Raw genomic sequence first — 17,186 nt, 5'->3', positions numbered from 1 at the left:
GAAGGAGCGGCGTCAGCATGGATGCAACGGGTCAGGCGTCAGCCGGTAGCCAGTCGCACGACCCGGAGTTCCCCGAACGGTTCCGCGAGTTCATGCGCGCGGGCTGGCGGGACGCGCCCCTGGAGGTCTCCCCGCGGGTCGAGGCGCCCGACCACGCCAAGCGCCGGGCCGAGCTGTCCCACGCCTTCCCGGGTGAGACGTTGGTCATCCCGGCGGGTGTGGAGCGGGTCCGCTCCAACGACACCTACCACCGCTTCCGGCCCGGCACCGAGCACGTGTGGCTGACCGGCGAGCACGGGCCCGAGTCGGTCCTCGTGCTGCGCCCGACCGAGGGCGGCCACGACGCGACCCTGTACGTGCGCCCCCGCTCGCCGCGCGACACCGACGAGTTCTTCACGGACCGCAACCACGGCGAGCTGTGGATCGGCCGCCGCGCGACGCTGCCCGAGCGGGCCCTCGAGCTGCAGGTGCAGACCGCGCACCTCGACGAGCTCGCCGCGGCGCTCGACGACGCCGCCCCGGGGCGCACCCGGGTGCTGCGCGGCTACGACCCGGCCGTCGACGAGCGGGTGCGGGCCACGGCGCCGGAGCGCGACCAGGAGCTGGCCCGGGTCCTGTCGGAGCTGCGGCTGGTCAAGGACGCGTGGGAGCTCGAGCAGCTGCAGGACGCGATCGACGTCACCGTGCGCGGCTTCGAGGACGCGGCCCGGGCGCTGCCGGCCGACCGGCCCGTCAGCGAGCGGCTCGTCGAGGGCGTCTTCGGGCTGCGGGCCCGCCACGACGGCAACGACGTCGGCTACGGCTCGATCGTCGGCGCCGGCGCGCACGCGGCGATCCTGCACTGGACGCGCAACGACGGGACGACCCGCCCGGGCGAGCTGCTGCTCATGGACATGGGCGTGGAGAACCGCAACCTCTACACCGCCGACGTGACCCGGACCGTGCCCGTGTCGGGGACGTTCACGCCGCTGCAGCGGGAGGTGTACGACCTCGTCTTCCGGTCCCAGCAGGCCGGCATCGACGCCATCCGGCCCGGCGTCGCCTTCGACGACGTGCACCAGGCCTGCATGCGAGTGCTGGCCGAGGGCCTGATCGGCCTGGGCGTGCTCAAGGCCGGCCTCGAGGAGGCGCTGGACCCCGAGAGCATCCTGTACCGCCGGTGGACCCTGCACGGCTTCGGGCACATGCTCGGCCTCGACGTGCACGACTGCGCCCACGCCCGCAAGGAGCGCTACCGCGAGGGCCACCTGGACGCCGGCTACGTGCTGACGGTGGAGCCCGGGCTGTACTTCCAGCCGGAGGACGACCTGGTCCCGACCGAGCTGCACGGCCTGGCCGTGCGCATCGAGGACGACGTGCTGGTGACCCCGACCGGCGCCCGCAACCTGTCCGACGGCCTGCCCCGAAGCGCCGACGACGTCGAGTCCTGGCTCGCGGCGCGGCGCGCGGAGCCGTACCAGCTGCCGTAGATACCGCGAAAGCTGTCGGATCGGCGACTGTTCATCGTCCCCGTCATATGCGGCGGCCACCATGCGGCCATGACTGGACTGATCGTGCTCGGCGCCGCCGTCCTGGTCGTCGTCGTCCTGCTGTGGTGGGCCGCGGCGACCTACAACGCGCTGGTCAAGGCCCGCACCCAGGTCGACGCCTCGTGGGCGCAGATCGACGTGCAGCTCAAGCGCCGCCACTCGCTGATCCCCAACCTGGTGGAGACCGTGAAGGGGTACGCCGCCCACGAGCGCGGCACCCTGGAGTCGGTCGTCGCCGCCCGCAACGCCGCCGCGGGCGCCACCGCCGCCGGCCCGGCCGCCCAGGCCCAGGCCGAGGGGCAGCTGACCCAGGCGCTGGGCCGGCTGTTCGCCCTCGCCGAGGCCTACCCGCAGCTCAAGGCGAACCAGAACTTCCTGCAGCTGCAGGGCGAGCTGGGCAACACCGAGGAGAAGATCGCGTACGCGCGGCAGTTCTACAACAGCGCCGTGCAGACCTACAACCAGCGGACGCAGACGCTGCCCTCGAACCTGATCGCGGGCATCGGCGGCTTCCGCGCGCGGCCGTACTTCGAGGCCGCCGCCGGCGAGCGCGCCGACGTGAACGTCCGGTTCTGACGGGCCGATCATGGATATCGACCCGGCGCTCGTCGTCGAGGCGGGCATCGTCGCGGCCGGCCTCGGCGTGTGGCTGCTCGCCTTCTGGGGCGCGCTGCTGTTCACCCGGCCCCGGCCGGTCGCCGCGCCGGCGCCGACGCAGGAGTTCGGCGGCCCCGAGTCGCCGGCCGTGGTCAGCCTGATCACCGGCCGGTGGGAGCTGACCGTGGACGCCGCCGAGTCGACGCTGATTGACCTCGCCGCCCGCAAGATCCTCGAGTTCCGCCAGCCGGGCAACGACCCGCTGCAGACCACGGTGCACGTCCGGCAGGATCGGCCGTCGGGGCTCAACGCGTACGAGAGCATGATCTTGGAACGGGTCCGGAGCCTGGCGGTGGGCGGCATGGTGCCGCTGACCGCGCTCACGTTCCGCGACGCCGAGCAGGCCAAGGGCTGGACGCGGCGCCTCGACGCCGCCATCGTCGCCGACGCCCGCTCGCGGGGCCTGTCGCGGCGCCGCTTCTCCCCCGCCGTCGTCGCCGCGCTCGTGCTGGTCGCCGCCCTGCCGTCGCTCGCCCTGGGCCTGGCCATCGCGCTGTACACCGCCCGCAACGGCGTCCCCAGCGACAGCGGCGACTCCGACAGCAGCGGCGGCTACGTGTTCGCCGTCATCGCGACCATCATCATGTGGTGCGCGCTCGGCGGCGTCGCCGGGAAGGCCCGCGGCGAGCGCGACACGCCCGAGGGCCGCGCCGCCGCCGCGCGCTGGCTCGGGCTCAAGGCGTTCCTGCGGGCCCACGAGAGCTTCGCCGACCTGCCGCCGGCCGCGGTGGCCGTCTGGGACCGCTACCTGTCCTACGGCGACGCCGTCGGGGCGACCCGCGTCTGCGCCGCCGTGATCGACCTCGGCATGGGCAACCGCCGCAAGGTGTGGTCGTCCTTCGGCGGCACTGGGCCCAGTCATTGGCACCGCGTCCGGGTCACCTACCCCAGCCTGTTCCCCCGGTACGGGCAGAAGCCCGCCCGGCTGATCGTCAAGGCGCTCGCCGCCGTCGCCCTGACCGTGCTGCTCGTGCGCGCGAACGACATCGCGGTGAGCCTCGGCCGCACGGACGTGCTGCGCGCGCTGGTGATGCTGACGCTGCTCTACGGGGGGTACACCCTCATCGGCACCGTCGTGGACCTGCTCACCCCGGTCACGCTGACCGGCGAGGTGCTCTGGACGCAGACGTGGAAGACCCGCAGCCAGGGCGAGGACTCGCCCGCCATTCCGGTGCTGGACTACCTCGCCGTCGACGACGGCACCGCCGACCGGACGACCGCCTGGGCGTGCCCGACCGACCTCGCCCGCGGCGCCCCGCCCGGCGCCGTGGTGACGATCACCGCGCGGCGCTGGACTAGGCGGGTGCTGAGCCTGCGGGTCGAGTCCACCGCGCGGTCGCGCTCGCAGTCGTACGGCGACGAGAACACCGACCAGCTCATCCAGAAGGCGATGAGCGCGGGCGCGCCGGCCCTGGCCACCGCGGTGCGCCCGGCCCGGGTCGCGGTCGGCGACCTCGTCAGCGCCGACGAGGCGGGCCGGGTGCTGGGCCGGCCGGTGACGCTGGTGCCCGCCCCCGCGGTCGCGGTCGGCCCGATGAGCATGGCGGAGTTCCGGGCGGCCGACGGCGCCACGCTCGTCGTCGCGGTGGCCGTCGGCGAGGCGGCGGAGCTGGCGATCCGCGCCCACCGCGGCGGCCGGCCGGTCCCGGGCGCCGGGGACGAGGCGTTCGCCTCCGGCCAGTGGGCGGTCGGGCGGCGCGGGAGCACGGTCGTGAGCATCGAACAGCGCACTACGGCCCCCGTGCACCAGCCCCATCTGGTGTGGCTGCTCGGGCTTGCCCTGGACCGCCTCACTTGAGTGTCCCGGTCGTTGGGTAAGAGGATGCCCGTAGGAGCGCCTCGACTCGTCACTAGGAGATTGCGCATGACCGACCGTCCGCGCTCGCCGTCGCCGTACGACTTCCTGCCCGCGGTGCCGGCGTTCAGCTTGACCAGTGAGGACCTGACCGACGGCGGCACGCTGCCCGACGCCCAGGTCTACGAGCGCGGCAACACCTCGCCCCACCTGGCCTGGTCCGGGTTCCCGGCGGAGACCAAGAGCTTCGCGGTGACCTGCTACGACCCCGACGCCCCGACCGGCGGCGGGTTCTGGCACTGGATCGTCTACGACGTGCCGGTCGAGGCGACGGAGCTGCCCACCGGCGCCGGCACCGGCGACAAGGACGGGATGCCGGACGAGGCCATCCACGCCCGCAACGACTACGGCACCCGCGACTTCGGCGGCGCCGCGCCGCCGAAGCAGGACGCCCCGCACCGGTACTTCTTCGTCGTCCACGCCCTGGACGTCGAGTCCCTCGGCGTCGACGCCGACGCGTCGGCCAACGTGGTCGGCTTCAACGTGACCGCACACACCCTGGCCCGCGCGATCCTCGTGTCGTCGTTCGGCTTCTGAGCCTCGTTTCTTACTTTTTTCTCTTTACGTCCAGGTCTGGTCCTCGTCATCGAAGAGCTCGATGGCGAGGACCAGGTCGCCGAAGGTCGGCGGCCCGGTCTCGGCGTGGTTGCAGCGGTACACCCGCCGCCGCGGCGAGACGATCTCCGGCGCCATCGCCGCGTTGCCCTCCCAGCGCCCGACCCGCTCCCGCCCGGCGACGACCTCGGTGTAGACGTTGGTGAGCTGCAGGAGCCCGTCGGCCGCCTCGTACTCGAGCATGTGCTCCTCGCCGTCCTCACGCGGCCACAGCTGCACGCTCGGCGCCCCGTCGACGCGCCCCCGCGGCGCGCGGATCTCGAGCCCGTGCCCGTGGCGCCGGTCGCGGGCCACCACCCGCACCACCATCCGCCCGCGGGCCGGCGCCCCCGTCCACGTGTCGCCGCCGACCACGGCGCGGCCGTGCCACTGGACGTACATCGGCAGCACCCCCGGCCGCGGCTGCTTCCTCGCCGCGTCGAGGAACGCGCGGGCCAGCGTCAGCCCCGTCCCGGCGTAGTCCTCCGGCACGACCCGGCACGCGGGCGAGGCCAGCGCCGCCTCCCAGTCGCCGCCGGCGCGCAGGCAGTGCCGGACGAGCTGGTGGGCGGCGAGGATGTCGAGCCCGTCGACCCCGTGCTCGCAGTGGCGCACCGAGTACGACCGGTCGGCCGCGGCCACGATCTGCATGACCCGCCGCCGCCCGCCCACCTCCTCGACGGTCGCCGTCCGGCTGTGCGACGAGGCCAGGGCGTCCATGAGGATGTACAGCAGGTCGTCGTCCGGCTGCTCGTCCTCGTCGTAGTCGGTGGTGATCCGGAACACGGCCGCCCGCCTACACCAGCGACGGCCGGGCGGGGTCCAGCAGCTCGGTCACCCGGCCCCGGTCCATGACCTCGATGAGCGCGTCCGTGCCCCGCTGGACCTTGAGCGCCACCTCGGCCGGGTGCAGGGGTACGAGCGCGAGCAGGTCGATCGTGGTCCCGCCCCCGGCGTCGATCGTGCGCGCCTCGGCCGGCACCCGCAGCATCGGCGTGACCACGACGCCGGCGAACGGCACCCCCTGCGCGTACGGCTCGGCCGGGTCGCCGTTGGGCACCGAGTGCCACTCGCCGATCCACGTGCCGTACTGGAACGGCAGCCGGGCCACCTCCTTGAGCACGCGCACCGGCCACCCGTACCGTTCGTCCCGAATCGACGCGTCGCTCAGCGGCCAGTCGGCCGGCAGGGCGATCATGAGCTCCGCGAACGGCGAGACCTCGTGCCCGTCGGGCACCCGCATCGGCAGCGCACTCATGCCGACCGTCATCAGCGTGCGGTACGGCCGCCGCTCGGTCGGCTCGACGACGTACACGTGCGCCTGGATGAGATGCGACGCGATCTCGTGCCACACGAACTCGACCGGCCCGAAGAACTCCTCGACGTGCCGATCGATCGCGGCGGCGACCTCGTCCCGCAGCGGCTCGGCGGCCACGAACCCGTCGTGTTGTGATTGGTGGTACAGGTACCCGCTGCCCTCGGTCACGCTCGGGAGCCTAGCGCGCTCCGCTCGGCGCGGCCGTCCGCAGCCGCCGTCGCCACACAGCCCCGGCACGCTGCCTCTTTCTCCGGTTTCTTCGGTTTCTCCGGGGGCGCTGCCTTGCCGTTGCCGCCTCCGCGCGCCCGTCGCGGCGTTCGGCGGCGCTCGCGGCCGGTCGCCGCCTTTGTTCGGGCGCGGCTCGCGGGCGGTCCGCCCGCGTCATCCGGCGACGGCGGCGGGTGTTTCGGCCGTCCGCAGCCGCCGTCGCCACACAGCCCCGGCACGCTGCCTCTTTCTCCGGTTTCTTCGGTTTCTCCGGGGGCGCTGCCTTGCCGTTGCCGCCTCCGCGCGCCCGTCGCGGCGTTCGGCGGCGCTCGCGGCCGGTCGCCGCCTTCGTTCGGGCGCGGCTCGCGGGCGGTCCGCCCGCGTCATCCGGCGACGGCGGCGGGTGCTTCGTCGGCTCGTTCGGAGCCTGGCCGGTTCTGGGCCGCGGCGATCCTTGCCTGGTCGGCGGGCGTTTCGTCGGCTCGTTCGGAGTCCGGCCGCGGTGATTCTTGCCTGGTCGGCGGGTGTTTCGTCGGCTCGTTCGGAGTCCGCCCGCGCCTGGGCTGCGGTGATTCTTGCCTGGTCGGCGGGTGTTTCGTCGGCTCGTCGGAGGCCGCCGCTGGGCCGCGGACGACCCCTCGCCTGGCCGGTCCCCGCGGCCTGCTGCCAGGCTGCGGTCGACGAGCCCCCGACGTGCTCGGGGACGAATGCCGGATCGGCCGCGGGGACCGCCCGCCCGGAGGCCTCCGACACCGCACCCCATGACGTCCGCGCGGCTGGCTGCCGCGCGTGCCGGCTGCCCCCGCCGCCGGGGGAGCGCGCCGCCTGCCACGCGCCGGGCGGGGCGGTCCGGTAGCGCGCCGCGTGCGACTCGCCCGGCGCGCCCAGGCACGCGCGCCGCTCGACTCGCCACGCGGGTCCGGGAGCGCGCCGCCCTTTGATCGCCGGCCATGGCCGGCCGCCAGGTGCGCCGGCGCCGACGAAGCACGCCGCCTGCCCCTCGCAGTGCGCGCCACGCGCCTCGCCGTCGCGCCACGCGGCACTCGCCGCGCGCCTCGCCTTCGCGCCGTGCGCCTCGCCACGGGCCTCCGGGAGCGCGTCGCCCGCCGCCGCCCTTGAGCGCCCGCCTGGGCCGGCGCCGACGAAGCACGCCGCCTGCCCCTCGCGGTGCGCGCGACCAGGCACTCGCTGCGCGCCTCGCCTTCGCGCTGCGCGCCTCGCCTTCGCGCCGCGCGCCTCGCCACGGGCCTCCGGGAGCGCGTCGCCCGCCGCCGCCCTTGAGCGCCCGCCTGGGCCGGCGCCGACGAAGCACGCCGCCTGCCCCTCGCGGTGCGCGCGACCAGGCACTCGCCACGCCATGGTCCTCCGGGAGCGCGCCGCCCTTGAACGGCCGCAGCGAGCCCCGATTCCAAGCCTTACCGAACACAAACCGGAGCGTCACGCGGCTGGTGCGCGCGCGTGGCTCAGGGCTTGATCACGCCGTCGTCGTCTCCGGGCTGCCGGCCGTCGTCGTGACCCCGCTGGACCGAGCAAAGGACACCCCGGGCGGCGGCGGCACCGGTCTCACCTACGCTACCCGACCCGGAAAAATCGGCCGCCGATCCGGCGACGCAGCGTAGTTTCCCGTCACCGGCCGTCACCGGCGATCCAGAACGTGTCGTGCTCCAGCATGAACGCGGCGCGTTCGTCGTCGGGCATGTCCTTCAAGCGTGGCAGGCCCTCGAAGTACGCCTCCCGCGGGGCGCCCGGCGCGAAGTGCAGCAGCATCTCCGCGGGGGCGCCGGACTCGTTGCGGAACGCGTGCACGCCGCCCTCCGGGACGTGGACGAAGTCGCCGGGCTCGGTGTCGATCCAGCGCCGGCCGTCGTAGATGCGCACCGAGCCGCTCAGGATGAAGAACGACTCGGAGATCGAGCGGTGGAAGTGGGGGTCCGGGCCGCTCGGCTGCGGGCCCATCACCCAGCGGTACAGGCCGAACTGGCCGTTGGTGCTCGCGCCGGTCGCCAGGTAGTGCACCGTGTTGCCGCTGGCGTACGTGAACTCCGCGGGGGTGCCGGCGGGGCGGTACGTCGCGTTGAGCTCGCCGCCCTCGCCGTGGTACCTCGGTGGTGGATACGACATTCCCTCACTTTACGGACCGGCGCACCGCCACCGCCGCCCCGACGACGTTCGTCAGGGCCGCGCGCACCTCCTCGTACGTGCGCGTCTTCAGGCCGCAGTCCGGATTCACCCACAGTCGTGAGGGCGGTACCGCCGCCAGGGCCTGCCGCAGCCGCGCCGCCACCTCGGCCTCGTCCGGGATCCGCGGGGAATGGATGTCGTACACCCCGGGGCCGATGCCCCGCTCGAACGCCGGCACCGCGAACCCGGAGCGGGCGGCCTCGATGCTCGTCACGTCCGCGTCCAGCGCGTCGATGGCCGACAGCACCTCGGCCGCGTCGCTGTAGCACAGGTGCGTGTGGATCTGCGTCGCGTCCGCGGCGCCCGACGTCGCGCGGCGGTACGCGGCGACCGCCCACGCCAGGTACTCCGCCCGGTCCTCCCGGCGCAGCGGCAGCAGCTCGCGCAGCGCCGGCTCGTCGACCTGGATGACGCGGATGCCGGCCGCCTCCAGGTCGCGCACCTCTTCGCGCACCGCGTCGGCCACCTGCAGCGTCACGTCCCGCAGCGGTACGTCAGGACGCACGAACGACCACGCCACGATCGTCACCGGGCCGGTCAGCATCCCCTTCACCGGGCGCGCGGTGAGCGACTGCGCGTAGGTCGCCCAGCGCACCGTGATCGGGGCCGGCCGGCGCACGTCGCCGTGCAGGATCGGCGGCCGGGTGCACCGTGAGCCGTACGACTGCACCCACCCGTTGCGCGTGACCGCGAACCCGTCGAGGTGCTCGGCGAAGTACTGCACCATGTCGTTGCGCTCCGGCTCCCCGTGCACGAGCACGTCCAGCCCCAGCGCCTCCTGCTCGCCGATCACGCGGGCGATCTCGGCGGCGATGCGCTCCTCGTACTGCGCGACCGGCAGCGTGCCAGCGGCGACCGCCGAGCGGGCCGCGCGCAGCTCGCCGGTCTGCGGGAACGAGCCGATCGTCGTCGTCGGCAGGTCCGGCAGCCCGAGGTCGCGCTGGGCGGCGGCCCGCGCCTCGTACGGCCCGCGCGACTCGGCCCGCACCTCACCGGCCGGGCGCGGCCGCACCGGCAGCGGACCGGCCTTCGGGCCCAGGCCGGCCAGCGCGACGACCTCGGCGACCTTCTCCTCCGCGAAGGCGAGGCCGGCCGGCAGGCCCGACTCGCCCCGCAGCGTGTACGGCACGTGCAGCAGCGAGCAGCTCGTCGACACCGACGTCGCCCCGGCCGCGGCCAGCAGCGCCCGCGCCCCGTCCGGGTCGGTCCGCCACACCGAGCGACCCGACACGACGCCACCGACCACGACCCGCTCCTCGAACAGGGCGAGATTTGGCGGTACACCATGTGTCAGGTCAACCGCCACCCCGTCCACGGGCGCCACGGCGAGCGCGGGCAGCGCGTCCCCGGCATCGCCGAAGTAGGACGCGACGAGCAGCCGCGGGCGCCGCGACAGCCCGGCGAGGCGGCGGTAGGCGTGGCGCACCGCGGGGGAGCCGCCGTCCACGACGAGGACCGGCTCGTCCAGCTGCACCCACTCGGCGTGCGGGGCCAGGTCCGACAGCAGCTCGCAGTACACGTCGAGGAGGTCGTCGAGGCGGTCCAGGGGTGCGAATCCCGACGGGGCGCCCGGCGCGGCCTGGGCCAGGCGCAGGAACGTCACCGGCCCGAGGAGCACCGGCCGGGTCGCGAAGCCGAGCGCCCGCGCCTCCGCGAGCTCGCCGAGGGGCTTGCCGGCATCGGCGCGAAATGCCGTGCGCGGCCCGATCTCGGGGACGATGTAGTGGTAGTTCGTGTCGAACCACTTCGTCATCCGCAGCGGCGGCAGGCCGTCGGCGCCGCGGGCCATCGCGAAGTACGGGTCGGCCGCGCCGCGGTAGCGCTCCGGCACCGCGCCGAGCATGACGGCGGCGTCGAGCACGTGGTCGTACAGCGAAAAGGTGTTGGACGGCAGCGCACCCGGCCCGCGCAGCCCCAGCTCGTGCAGGCGCCGCCACGTCTGCGCGCGCAGCCGGCGCCCGGTCTCGTCGAGCGCGGCCCGGTCGGTGCGGCCCGCCCAGTAGGCCTCGAGGGCGCGCTTGAGCTCGCGGTCGGGCCCGATGCGCGGGTACCCCAGGACGGTCGCGGAGGGAAACTCGGTGGTCACCAGCGGATCGTGGCCGCCCACGGGCCGGTTTTCGCGATCGATAAGCCCGGCGAATGCCCGATACTGGTCGCCATGGCGGCGCTGCGGGACATCGAGTGCTTCGCGCTGGTGGCGCGGCACCGCTCGTTCTCGCGCGCCGCCGCCGCGGCCGGCCTGTCGCAGCCGGCAGTCAGCCAGGCCGTCGCCCGCCTCGAGCGCGAGCTGGGCCTTCGCCTGTTCGAGCGCACCAGCCGCGAGGTCGCCCCGACCCCGGCGGGCGCCGCCCTGCTGCCGCACGCCGAGGCCGTACTGGAGCAGGCGACCGCCTTCGCGGCCGAGGCCGCGCGGCTCGCCGTGCCCGCCCCCGCCGCGATTCGCCTCGCTTATGCACCGGTCGCCGGCGGCTTCGCGGCCCGGGTCGCGCGCCGCCTCGCCGGCCGCAAGCCGGGCCTCGACCTCGAGCTGGTCCCGGCCGGCTGGCGCGCCGCGACCGACGAGCTGACCCGCGGCCGGGCCGCGGCGGCGCTCATGAGCGCGCCGTTCCCGCCGGGCTTCGCCAGCGCCGCCCGCTTCCACGTGCCGCTGACCCACCTGGCCCTGCCGGCCGCCGACCCGCTGTCCACGGCGTCGGCGCTCACCCTCGACCGCGCCGGCCGCCTGCTGCTGCCCCGCGGCGTCGCCGTCCCGGACGGCGCCCGCCTCGCCCCGGACGCGGTCGACGACCCGGCCGCCGCCCTGGACCTCGTCGCCGCCGGCCGGGGCGCCCTGCCGGTGCCGCAGCTGCTGGTCGACACCGTGCGCCGCCCGGACGTGCGGTTCGTTCCCCTCGCCGGCCCGCCGCCCCGCCTGACCTTCGCCCTGGTGTGGTCGGCCGCCACGGCCGGCGAGGACGTGATGGACCTGGTCCAGGCCGCCCAGGACGCGCTGCGCCGGTAGGCGCCGAAGGGGCCTTATGGGGATAATCGGGTGATCGGGTAACCTTGGGGTCCCATGTTTACCGTCGACCGGCCGCCGCGCATCGTGCGGACCTATCATCCGCGCCGCGGGCGGCTCAGCGGTCGGCACCACGACGCCCTCGACCGGCTGGCCGAGCGCTACTCGTTCGTCCCCGGCGACGCCGTCGACGTGCTGGAGATCGGGTCCGGCATGGGGGAGGCCACCGCGCGGATGGCCGCCGCCGACCCGGGTCGGCGCTACCTGGCCGTCGAGGTCCACACCCCCGGCGTGGCCAACCTGCTGCACCTCATCGACGAGGGCGGGCTGAGCAACCTGCGGGTCGCCGCCGTCGACGCGTTCGACCTGCTGCGGGCCGACATCCCGGCCGGGAGCCTGGCCGCGGTGCACGTGTTCTTCCCCGACCCGTGGCCCAAGGCGCGCCACCACAAGCGGCGGCTCATCGTGCCCGAGCGGGTCGCCCTGCTGCGCGAGCGGCTGCGGCCCGGCGGCGTGCTGCACTGCGCCACCGACGACGCCGGCTACGCGCAGGCGATGCTCGAGACCCTCGCCGCCGACCCCGGCCTCGTCAACCGCTACCAGGGCTTCGCGCCGCGGCCGGAGCACCGGCCGGTGACGAAGTTCGAGCGGCGGGCGATGAGCGCCGGGCGGCCCGCCTTCGACCTGATGTTTGAGAAGCGATGACGAACCTTGCTGCGCGCGTGCCCCGCGGCGGAGACCCCGACGCGGTCTTCGAGGCGTTCTCCGAGTGGGCGGGGGAGCAGGGGCTCACCCTGTACCCGCACCAGGAGGAGTCGCTCATCGAGATCGTCTCCGGGGCGAACGTCATCCTGAACACGCCGACCGGGTCCGGCAAGAGCCTCGTCGCCGCCGGGGCGCACTTCGCCGCCCTCGCGACCGACCGCACGACGTTCTACACGGCGCCGATCAAGGCGCTGGTGTCGGAGAAGTTCTTCGCGCTGGTGGACATGTTCGGCGCCGAGAACGTGGGCATGCTCACCGGCGACGCGAGCGTCAACGCGGATGCGCCCATCATCTGCTGTACCGCGGAAATCCTGGCCAACATCGCACTGCGCGACGGCGACCGGGCCGACGTCGGCATCGTCGTCATGGACGAGTTCCACTTCTATGCCGACCCCGACCGCGGCTGGGCCTGGCAGGTGCCGCTGATCGAGCTGCCGCAGGCCCAGTTCGTGCTCATGTCGGCCACGCTCGGCGACGTCACGCGGTTCACCGACGACCTGACGCGGCGCACCGGGCGCTCGACGGCGGTGGTGAAGAACGCCGAGCGGCCGGTACCGCTGATGTTCACCTACTCCATGGACCCGCTGCACGAGACGATCGAGGAGCTGCTGAGCACCCGGCAGGCCCCCGTCTACATCGTGCACTTCACGCAGGCCGCCGCCCTGGAGCGGGCGCAGGCGCTCATGAGCGTCAACGTGTCGACCCGCGCCGAGAAGGACATGATCGCCGAGACGATCGGCAACTTCCGCTTCACCGCCGGCTTCGGCAAGACGCTGTCGCGGCTCGTGCGCCACGGGATCGGGGTGCACCACGCGGGGATGCTGCCGAAGTACCGCCGCCTCGTCGAGACCCTCGCCCAGGCCGGCCTGCTGAAGGTCATCTGCGGCACCGACACCCTGGGCGTCGGCATCAACGTGCCGATCCGCACGGTGCTGTTCACGGCGCTGTCGAAGTACGACGGGCAGAAGACCCGGCTGCTGTACGCCCGGGAGTTCCACCAGATCGCCGGCCGGGCGGGCCGGGCCGGGTTCGACACCATCGGCACCGTCGTCGTGCAGGCGCCCGAGCACGTCATCGACAACGAGCGCGCCCTGGCCAAGGCCGGCGACGACCCGAAGAAGCGGCGCAAGGTGGTGCGCAAGAAGCCGCCGGAGGGCTCGATCGGCTGGGGCAAGCCGACGTTCGAGCGGCTCGTCGAGGCCGAGCCGGAGCCGCTGAAGTCGAGCTTCCAGGTCTCGCACGCGATGCTGCTCAACGTCATCAGCCGCCCCGGCGACGCGTTCGCCGCGATGCGCCACCTGCTGACCCAGAACCACGAGGACGTCCACGCCCAGCGCCGCCTCATCCGCCGCGCGATCGCCATCTACCGCGCGCTGCTGGCCGGCGGCGTCGTCGAGCAGCTCGACGAGCCCGACGAGGAGGGCCGCCGCGTGCGCCTCACCGTCGACCTGCAGATGGACTTCGCGCTCAACCAGCCGCTGTCGCCGTTCGCCCTCGCCGCGATCGAGCTGCTCGACCGCGAGGCCCCCGCCTACGCCCTCGACGTGCTGTCCGTCATCGAGTCCACATTGGACGACCCGCGGCAGGTGTTGTCGGCGCAGCAGTTCAAGGCCCGCGGCGAGGCGGTCGCGGCGATGAAGTCGGAGGGCATCGAGTACGAGCAGCGCCTCGAGCTGCTCGAGGACGTCACCCACCCGAAGCCCCTCGTCGACCTGCTCGACAACGCGTACCACCTGTACAAGCAGGGCCACCCGTGGGTCGCCGACTACGCCCTGTCGCCGAAGTCCGTGGTCCGCGACATGTACGAGCGCGCGATGACGTTCGTCGAGTACGTCGGGTTCTACCAGCTGTCGCGCTCGGAGGGGCTCGTCCTGCGGTACCTCGCCGACGCCTACAAGGCCGTGCGCCAGACGGTCCCCGAGGACGCGCGCACCGAGGAGCTCACGGACCTCATCGAGTGGCTCGGCGAGCTCGTGCGCCAGGTCGACTCCAGCCTCATCGACGAGTGGGAGCGGCTGCGCAACCCCACCGACGAGCCGGTGGCGGTCCGCGACGAGCGCCCGCCGGCGGTCACCCGCAACGTGCGCGCGTTCCGCGTCCTGGTGCGCAACGCGCTGTTCCGCCGCGTCGAGCTGGCCGCGCTGCGCCGCTTCGACGAGCTCGGCGAGCTCGACGGCGAGCACGGCTTCACCGCCGACGCCTGGCAGGACGCGATCGAGGGGTACTTCGAGGAGTACGACTCGCTGGGCGTCGGCCCCGACGCCCGGGGCCCGGCCCTGCTCGTCATCGAGCAGAAGCCGGACCGCTGGCACGTGCGCCAGATCTTCGACGACCCGGAGGGCGACCGCGACTGGGGAATCGTCGCGGAGGTCGACCTCGCCGAGTCCGACGCCCAGGGCGCCGCGGCCGTCCGCGTGCTCTCCGTCGGCCCCGCCTAGCTGACCCGTCCGTCAGCAGGGTGTGCGCCGCCAGTTCGGTGGCGCACCGCCTCGCTGCCGGCTCCCCGCGGTGTGCGTCGCGGTGACGCGGGCAGAGAGGAGCAGGTCGATGGTCGGTTCCGCCGAACCGCGGCGAGCGCCGGAGCACCTGGACCTGACCGAGTCGGCCGACGTGCGCGAGCGCACGCCGACCCCGAGAGCCGAAGTCGACGGCGTCCTGGTCGTGCCGGCCCGGCAACGAAGCCGCCGGCGCACCCGCGTCGCCGGCATCGCCGCCGCCATCGCGCGGATCATCCGGCGGGCCGCCGCCCGCTGAGCTGCGTATCGAAGCCGCCGTCGCCGAGCGCGGACAGGAACGCCCGCCAACCGGGGCCGCAGAAGGCGACCACCGCGCCGTCCGGGTCCTTCGAATCGCGGACGAGTACGCCCTCGGCGAGCCGGGCCACCTCCACGCAGTTGTCCCATGCGCTGCGCGAGCTCTTGCGCCAGCGGATCTCGGCCCCGTTGGTTCGTGACACGATGCCTCCAGCCCCACCCCGTTAAGATCGGCAATCGCCAATCTTATCCCCATGTTCAGGATAGGGGAGAAATCGATGTATGACACTCGATGAATTCGGTTAGCCCATTCGCACAGGCATGCTGGACGATCGGTTATTGCATTCCGGGTCGTCAGGCCGGCGCGATGCGTCCGATCGCGGCATCGAGAAACGCGTCGAGCGACTCCGGCGGCGCGGCCAGCGCCTTCATGTCCTCGAACGCATCGCGGGCGGTGCTCACCTCCACCGAGTCCTCCCGAATCATCTCGCTCTCCGGCAGCGTCTCGCGCAGCATCAGTAGTTCGCCGTCGTCGAATTCCAACACCACGAACGGCGAGAGCATGAGCGGGCTGAACAGCCCCGCGGATTCCGGCATCACGTGGATGTCGATGTTGTCGTAATCGCGGTTGAGGGCGCGCAGGTGTTCCAATTGCTCGACCATCAGCTCACGGTTGCCGCGTTCGTTGCCGACCCACAGCCGCAGGGCGGCCTCGGTGACGACGAAGACGCCGTTGAGCCCGCGCCGCTCGGTCAGGAGCCGCTGGCGCAGCTGGCGCACCTCGACGCGCCGGTCGATCGCCTCGGCCGGGATGTGCGCCGCGTCCCCGTCGCCGCGCCCCGCACCGGCGGCCGCGGCGGCGGCGAGCGGCGCGAAGCGCAGCAGGGCGGCGCGGGCATACGCCGGCGTCTGGAGCGGGCCCGGAATCAGCATCGGCTCATATGCGCGGATCGTCGCGGCCGCCTCTTCCTCGTCGAGGTAGTCCGCGAAGGTCTTCGACAGCACCTCGCGGTAGCTGGCGGTGTGCGACGCTGGGCCGCGCCCCAGGCGCTGCCACCCGAGCAGCTCGGCGGCGAGCGGGTCGTGCTCGACGCCGTACAGGCGCAGCAACGCCTCGAGGTCGGTCTGGCGGACGCGCACGTGGCCCTTCTCGATGCGCATCAGCTTGGACGGCGACCAGCCGAGGCGCTCGCCGACCGAGCGCTGGGTCAAGGCCGGGCCCAGGCGCTCGCGCAGCCGGCGCAGTTCGACGCGCAGGCGCCGGCGCGCGTACGCCGGGCTGCGCTCAACGGGCGTCAGTGCGTCTTGTGGCAGCGACATCAGGGCATTCCCGGTGGGGTGAGCGTCGATTGGAACCATCTTCGCATCGGCCGTCGGCGATCAGTGACGCCGCGGGCCGTCGTGGCCCTGCCCCGGCCCGCCCGGCCGGCGCCGCTTCGGCGACCCGGGCCTGCGCGGGCGGCGGGGCTTGTCCCGGCCGGCGGCGCCTCGGGCCCGGCGCGCGTTCGCCGCCCTCCGGCGCCCCTGCTCGATGTGGTGTGCGGTGCGGGCCTCGCGGTACACGTGCCACGTGAACGCCCCGGAGACGAGCATGGTCGGCAGGCACAGGGCGAGCGTGACCGTCGTGCTGGCGCCGGCCGCCAGGCAGATCAGCAGCGCGGCGAACGGCGGCACCATCGCGCCGACCATGAAGACGAGGTGGCTGAGCGACGAGGCGCTCGCGCCGGCGAGTCGCACCTGGAACCGGTTGCCCAGCAGGCGCCAGGCGAGTGAGAAGGTGCCGACCGGCCGGACATCGGCGGCGTCGGCCCGGGGACCGGGCGACTCCGCCGACAGATCGTCGACCTTCGTGGCGCGACGTGGACGAGGCATGGGGGCGGTCCCTTCGGGCCAGGCCTGCAAATTGCGAGGTCGCAAAACATAGCATCGCTGTCTGGTGGCCACCACACCCTACTCCAGCGCCGCGTACGTGCATCGTTCAGCCCTGGTGTGTGCCAGTGTCGTACGCCACGCGCATCATGGCGCGATCATGATCCGGTTCGATCGCGACGTACGCTGCTCGGGCTGTCGGCCGTCCGTCTGGTGATCTCGAGACGTCGGACGCGGCGCTCAACCCATCGGACGATGCTCTTCCGGCTATCGAAGCGGTGCTATGTTCCCAGGCAAGCGGTACGGAAAGTTGATCGAGTCCGCCCGGAATCAGCACAAGGTATGTATGATGAATGAATGCGTGAGGCGCCCACTTCCGGGGAAACCTCGGGCGATGTGGCGCACATGAGGCATGCGAATGGCATACGTTGTGTGTCACCATCGCTTCAAGGAGTCACCG

At 73.6% G+C, this 17,186-nt stretch carries 15 protein-coding genes; 8 read left to right on the top strand and 7 right to left on the bottom strand.

Annotated elements, in window-relative coordinates; genetic code table 11:
- Positions 1-17 precede the first annotated feature (17 nt).
- From ACQEVU_RS40210 to ACQEVU_RS40195, 4 genes are all read left to right on the top strand, one after another.
- Positions 18-1,469 (top strand): aminopeptidase P family protein, encoded by a 1,452-nt coding sequence (locus ACQEVU_RS40210; RefSeq protein ID WP_433333201.1) that lies wholly within the window; start codon positions 18-20, stop codon positions 1,467-1,469.
- Between the two features lie 69 nt (positions 1,470-1,538).
- Positions 1,539-2,105 carry a LemA family protein gene (locus ACQEVU_RS40205; RefSeq protein WP_433333199.1) on the top strand — a complete coding sequence of 189 codons (567 nt, stop codon included), beginning with the start codon at positions 1,539-1,541 and terminating at the stop codon, positions 2,103-2,105.
- 10 nt (positions 2,106-2,115) lie between these two features.
- The gene (locus ACQEVU_RS40200) at positions 2,116-3,984 is read left to right on the top strand and encodes a DUF2207 family protein (RefSeq protein WP_433333197.1); all 1,869 of its coding nucleotides are present in this window, start codon (positions 2,116-2,118) and stop codon (positions 3,982-3,984) included.
- A gap of 66 nt (positions 3,985-4,050) precedes the next feature.
- Positions 4,051-4,578, top strand: coding sequence for a YbhB/YbcL family Raf kinase inhibitor-like protein (locus tag ACQEVU_RS40195; protein WP_433333195.1), 528 nt, complete (start codon positions 4,051-4,053; stop codon positions 4,576-4,578).
- Between the two features lie 24 nt (positions 4,579-4,602).
- On the opposite strand, the gene ACQEVU_RS40190 is transcribed toward ACQEVU_RS40195, so the two are convergent.
- The 4 genes from ACQEVU_RS40190 to metE all read right to left on the bottom strand — a co-directional run bounded on the left by ACQEVU_RS40190 (position 4,603) and on the right by metE (position 10,427).
- Positions 4,603-5,421: a hypothetical protein gene (locus ACQEVU_RS40190; RefSeq protein WP_433333193.1), complete on the bottom strand. Its 819-nt coding sequence runs from the start codon at positions 5,419-5,421 to the stop codon at positions 4,603-4,605.
- 10 nt (positions 5,422-5,431) lie between these two features.
- Positions 5,432-6,121 (bottom strand): suppressor of fused domain protein, encoded by a 690-nt coding sequence (locus ACQEVU_RS40185; protein WP_433333191.1) that lies wholly within the window; start codon positions 6,119-6,121, stop codon positions 5,432-5,434.
- 1,665 nt (positions 6,122-7,786) lie between these two features.
- Entirely contained in the window at positions 7,787-8,281 is a 495-nt protein-coding gene (locus ACQEVU_RS40180) for a cupin domain-containing protein (RefSeq protein ID WP_433333189.1), read from the bottom strand.
- Positions 8,282-8,285: 4 nt separating this feature from the next.
- The gene (metE, locus tag ACQEVU_RS40175; protein ID WP_433333187.1) at positions 8,286-10,427 is read right to left on the bottom strand and encodes a 5-methyltetrahydropteroyltriglutamate--homocysteine S-methyltransferase; all 2,142 of its coding nucleotides are present in this window, start codon (positions 10,425-10,427) and stop codon (positions 8,286-8,288) included.
- 72 nt (positions 10,428-10,499) lie between these two features.
- On the opposite strand from metE, the gene ACQEVU_RS40170 reads away from it, so the two are divergent.
- From ACQEVU_RS40170 to ACQEVU_RS40155, 4 genes are all read left to right on the top strand, one after another.
- A complete protein-coding gene (locus ACQEVU_RS40170) occupies positions 10,500-11,342 on the top strand; it encodes a LysR family transcriptional regulator (protein WP_433333185.1) in 843 nt (280 codons plus the stop codon).
- 54 nt (positions 11,343-11,396) lie between these two features.
- Entirely contained in the window at positions 11,397-12,044 is a 648-nt protein-coding gene (trmB, locus tag ACQEVU_RS40165; RefSeq protein ID WP_433333183.1) for a tRNA (guanosine(46)-N7)-methyltransferase TrmB, read from the top strand.
- A complete protein-coding gene (locus ACQEVU_RS40160; RefSeq protein ID WP_433333181.1) occupies positions 12,041-14,542 on the top strand; it encodes a DEAD/DEAH box helicase in 2,502 nt (833 codons plus the stop codon). The genes trmB and ACQEVU_RS40160 overlap by 4 nt, the downstream gene beginning before the upstream one ends.
- Positions 14,543-14,651: 109 nt before the next feature.
- Positions 14,652-14,858, top strand: a complete 207-nt coding sequence (locus ACQEVU_RS40155; protein WP_433333179.1) for a hypothetical protein — start codon at positions 14,652-14,654, stop codon at positions 14,856-14,858.
- Here ACQEVU_RS40155 and ACQEVU_RS40150 read toward each other — a convergent pair.
- The 3 genes from ACQEVU_RS40150 to ACQEVU_RS40140 all read right to left on the bottom strand — a co-directional run bounded on the left by ACQEVU_RS40150 (position 14,833) and on the right by ACQEVU_RS40140 (position 16,729).
- Positions 14,833-15,060 carry a DUF397 domain-containing protein gene (locus ACQEVU_RS40150; protein WP_433333177.1) on the bottom strand — a complete coding sequence of 76 codons (228 nt, stop codon included), beginning with the start codon at positions 15,058-15,060 and terminating at the stop codon, positions 14,833-14,835. The genes ACQEVU_RS40155 and ACQEVU_RS40150 overlap by 26 nt on opposite strands.
- A 151-nt stretch (positions 15,061-15,211) precedes the next feature.
- Positions 15,212-16,177 carry a helix-turn-helix domain-containing protein gene (locus tag ACQEVU_RS40145; protein WP_433333175.1) on the bottom strand — a complete coding sequence of 322 codons (966 nt, stop codon included), beginning with the start codon at positions 16,175-16,177 and terminating at the stop codon, positions 15,212-15,214.
- A gap of 60 nt (positions 16,178-16,237) precedes the next feature.
- Positions 16,238-16,729, bottom strand: coding sequence for a hypothetical protein (locus tag ACQEVU_RS40140; RefSeq protein WP_433333173.1), 492 nt, complete (start codon positions 16,727-16,729; stop codon positions 16,238-16,240).
- Between the last annotated feature and the right edge of the window lie 457 nt (positions 16,730-17,186).

The sequence above is a fragment of the Dactylosporangium sp. CA-139066 genome, from assembly GCF_050936175.1.
In the GTDB taxonomy this organism is placed as follows: Bacteria; Actinomycetota; Actinomycetes; order Mycobacteriales; family Micromonosporaceae; genus Dactylosporangium.
The sequence above is the reverse complement of the archived record's forward strand: the minus strand, read 5'-3'. Positions and strand labels throughout refer to the sequence as shown.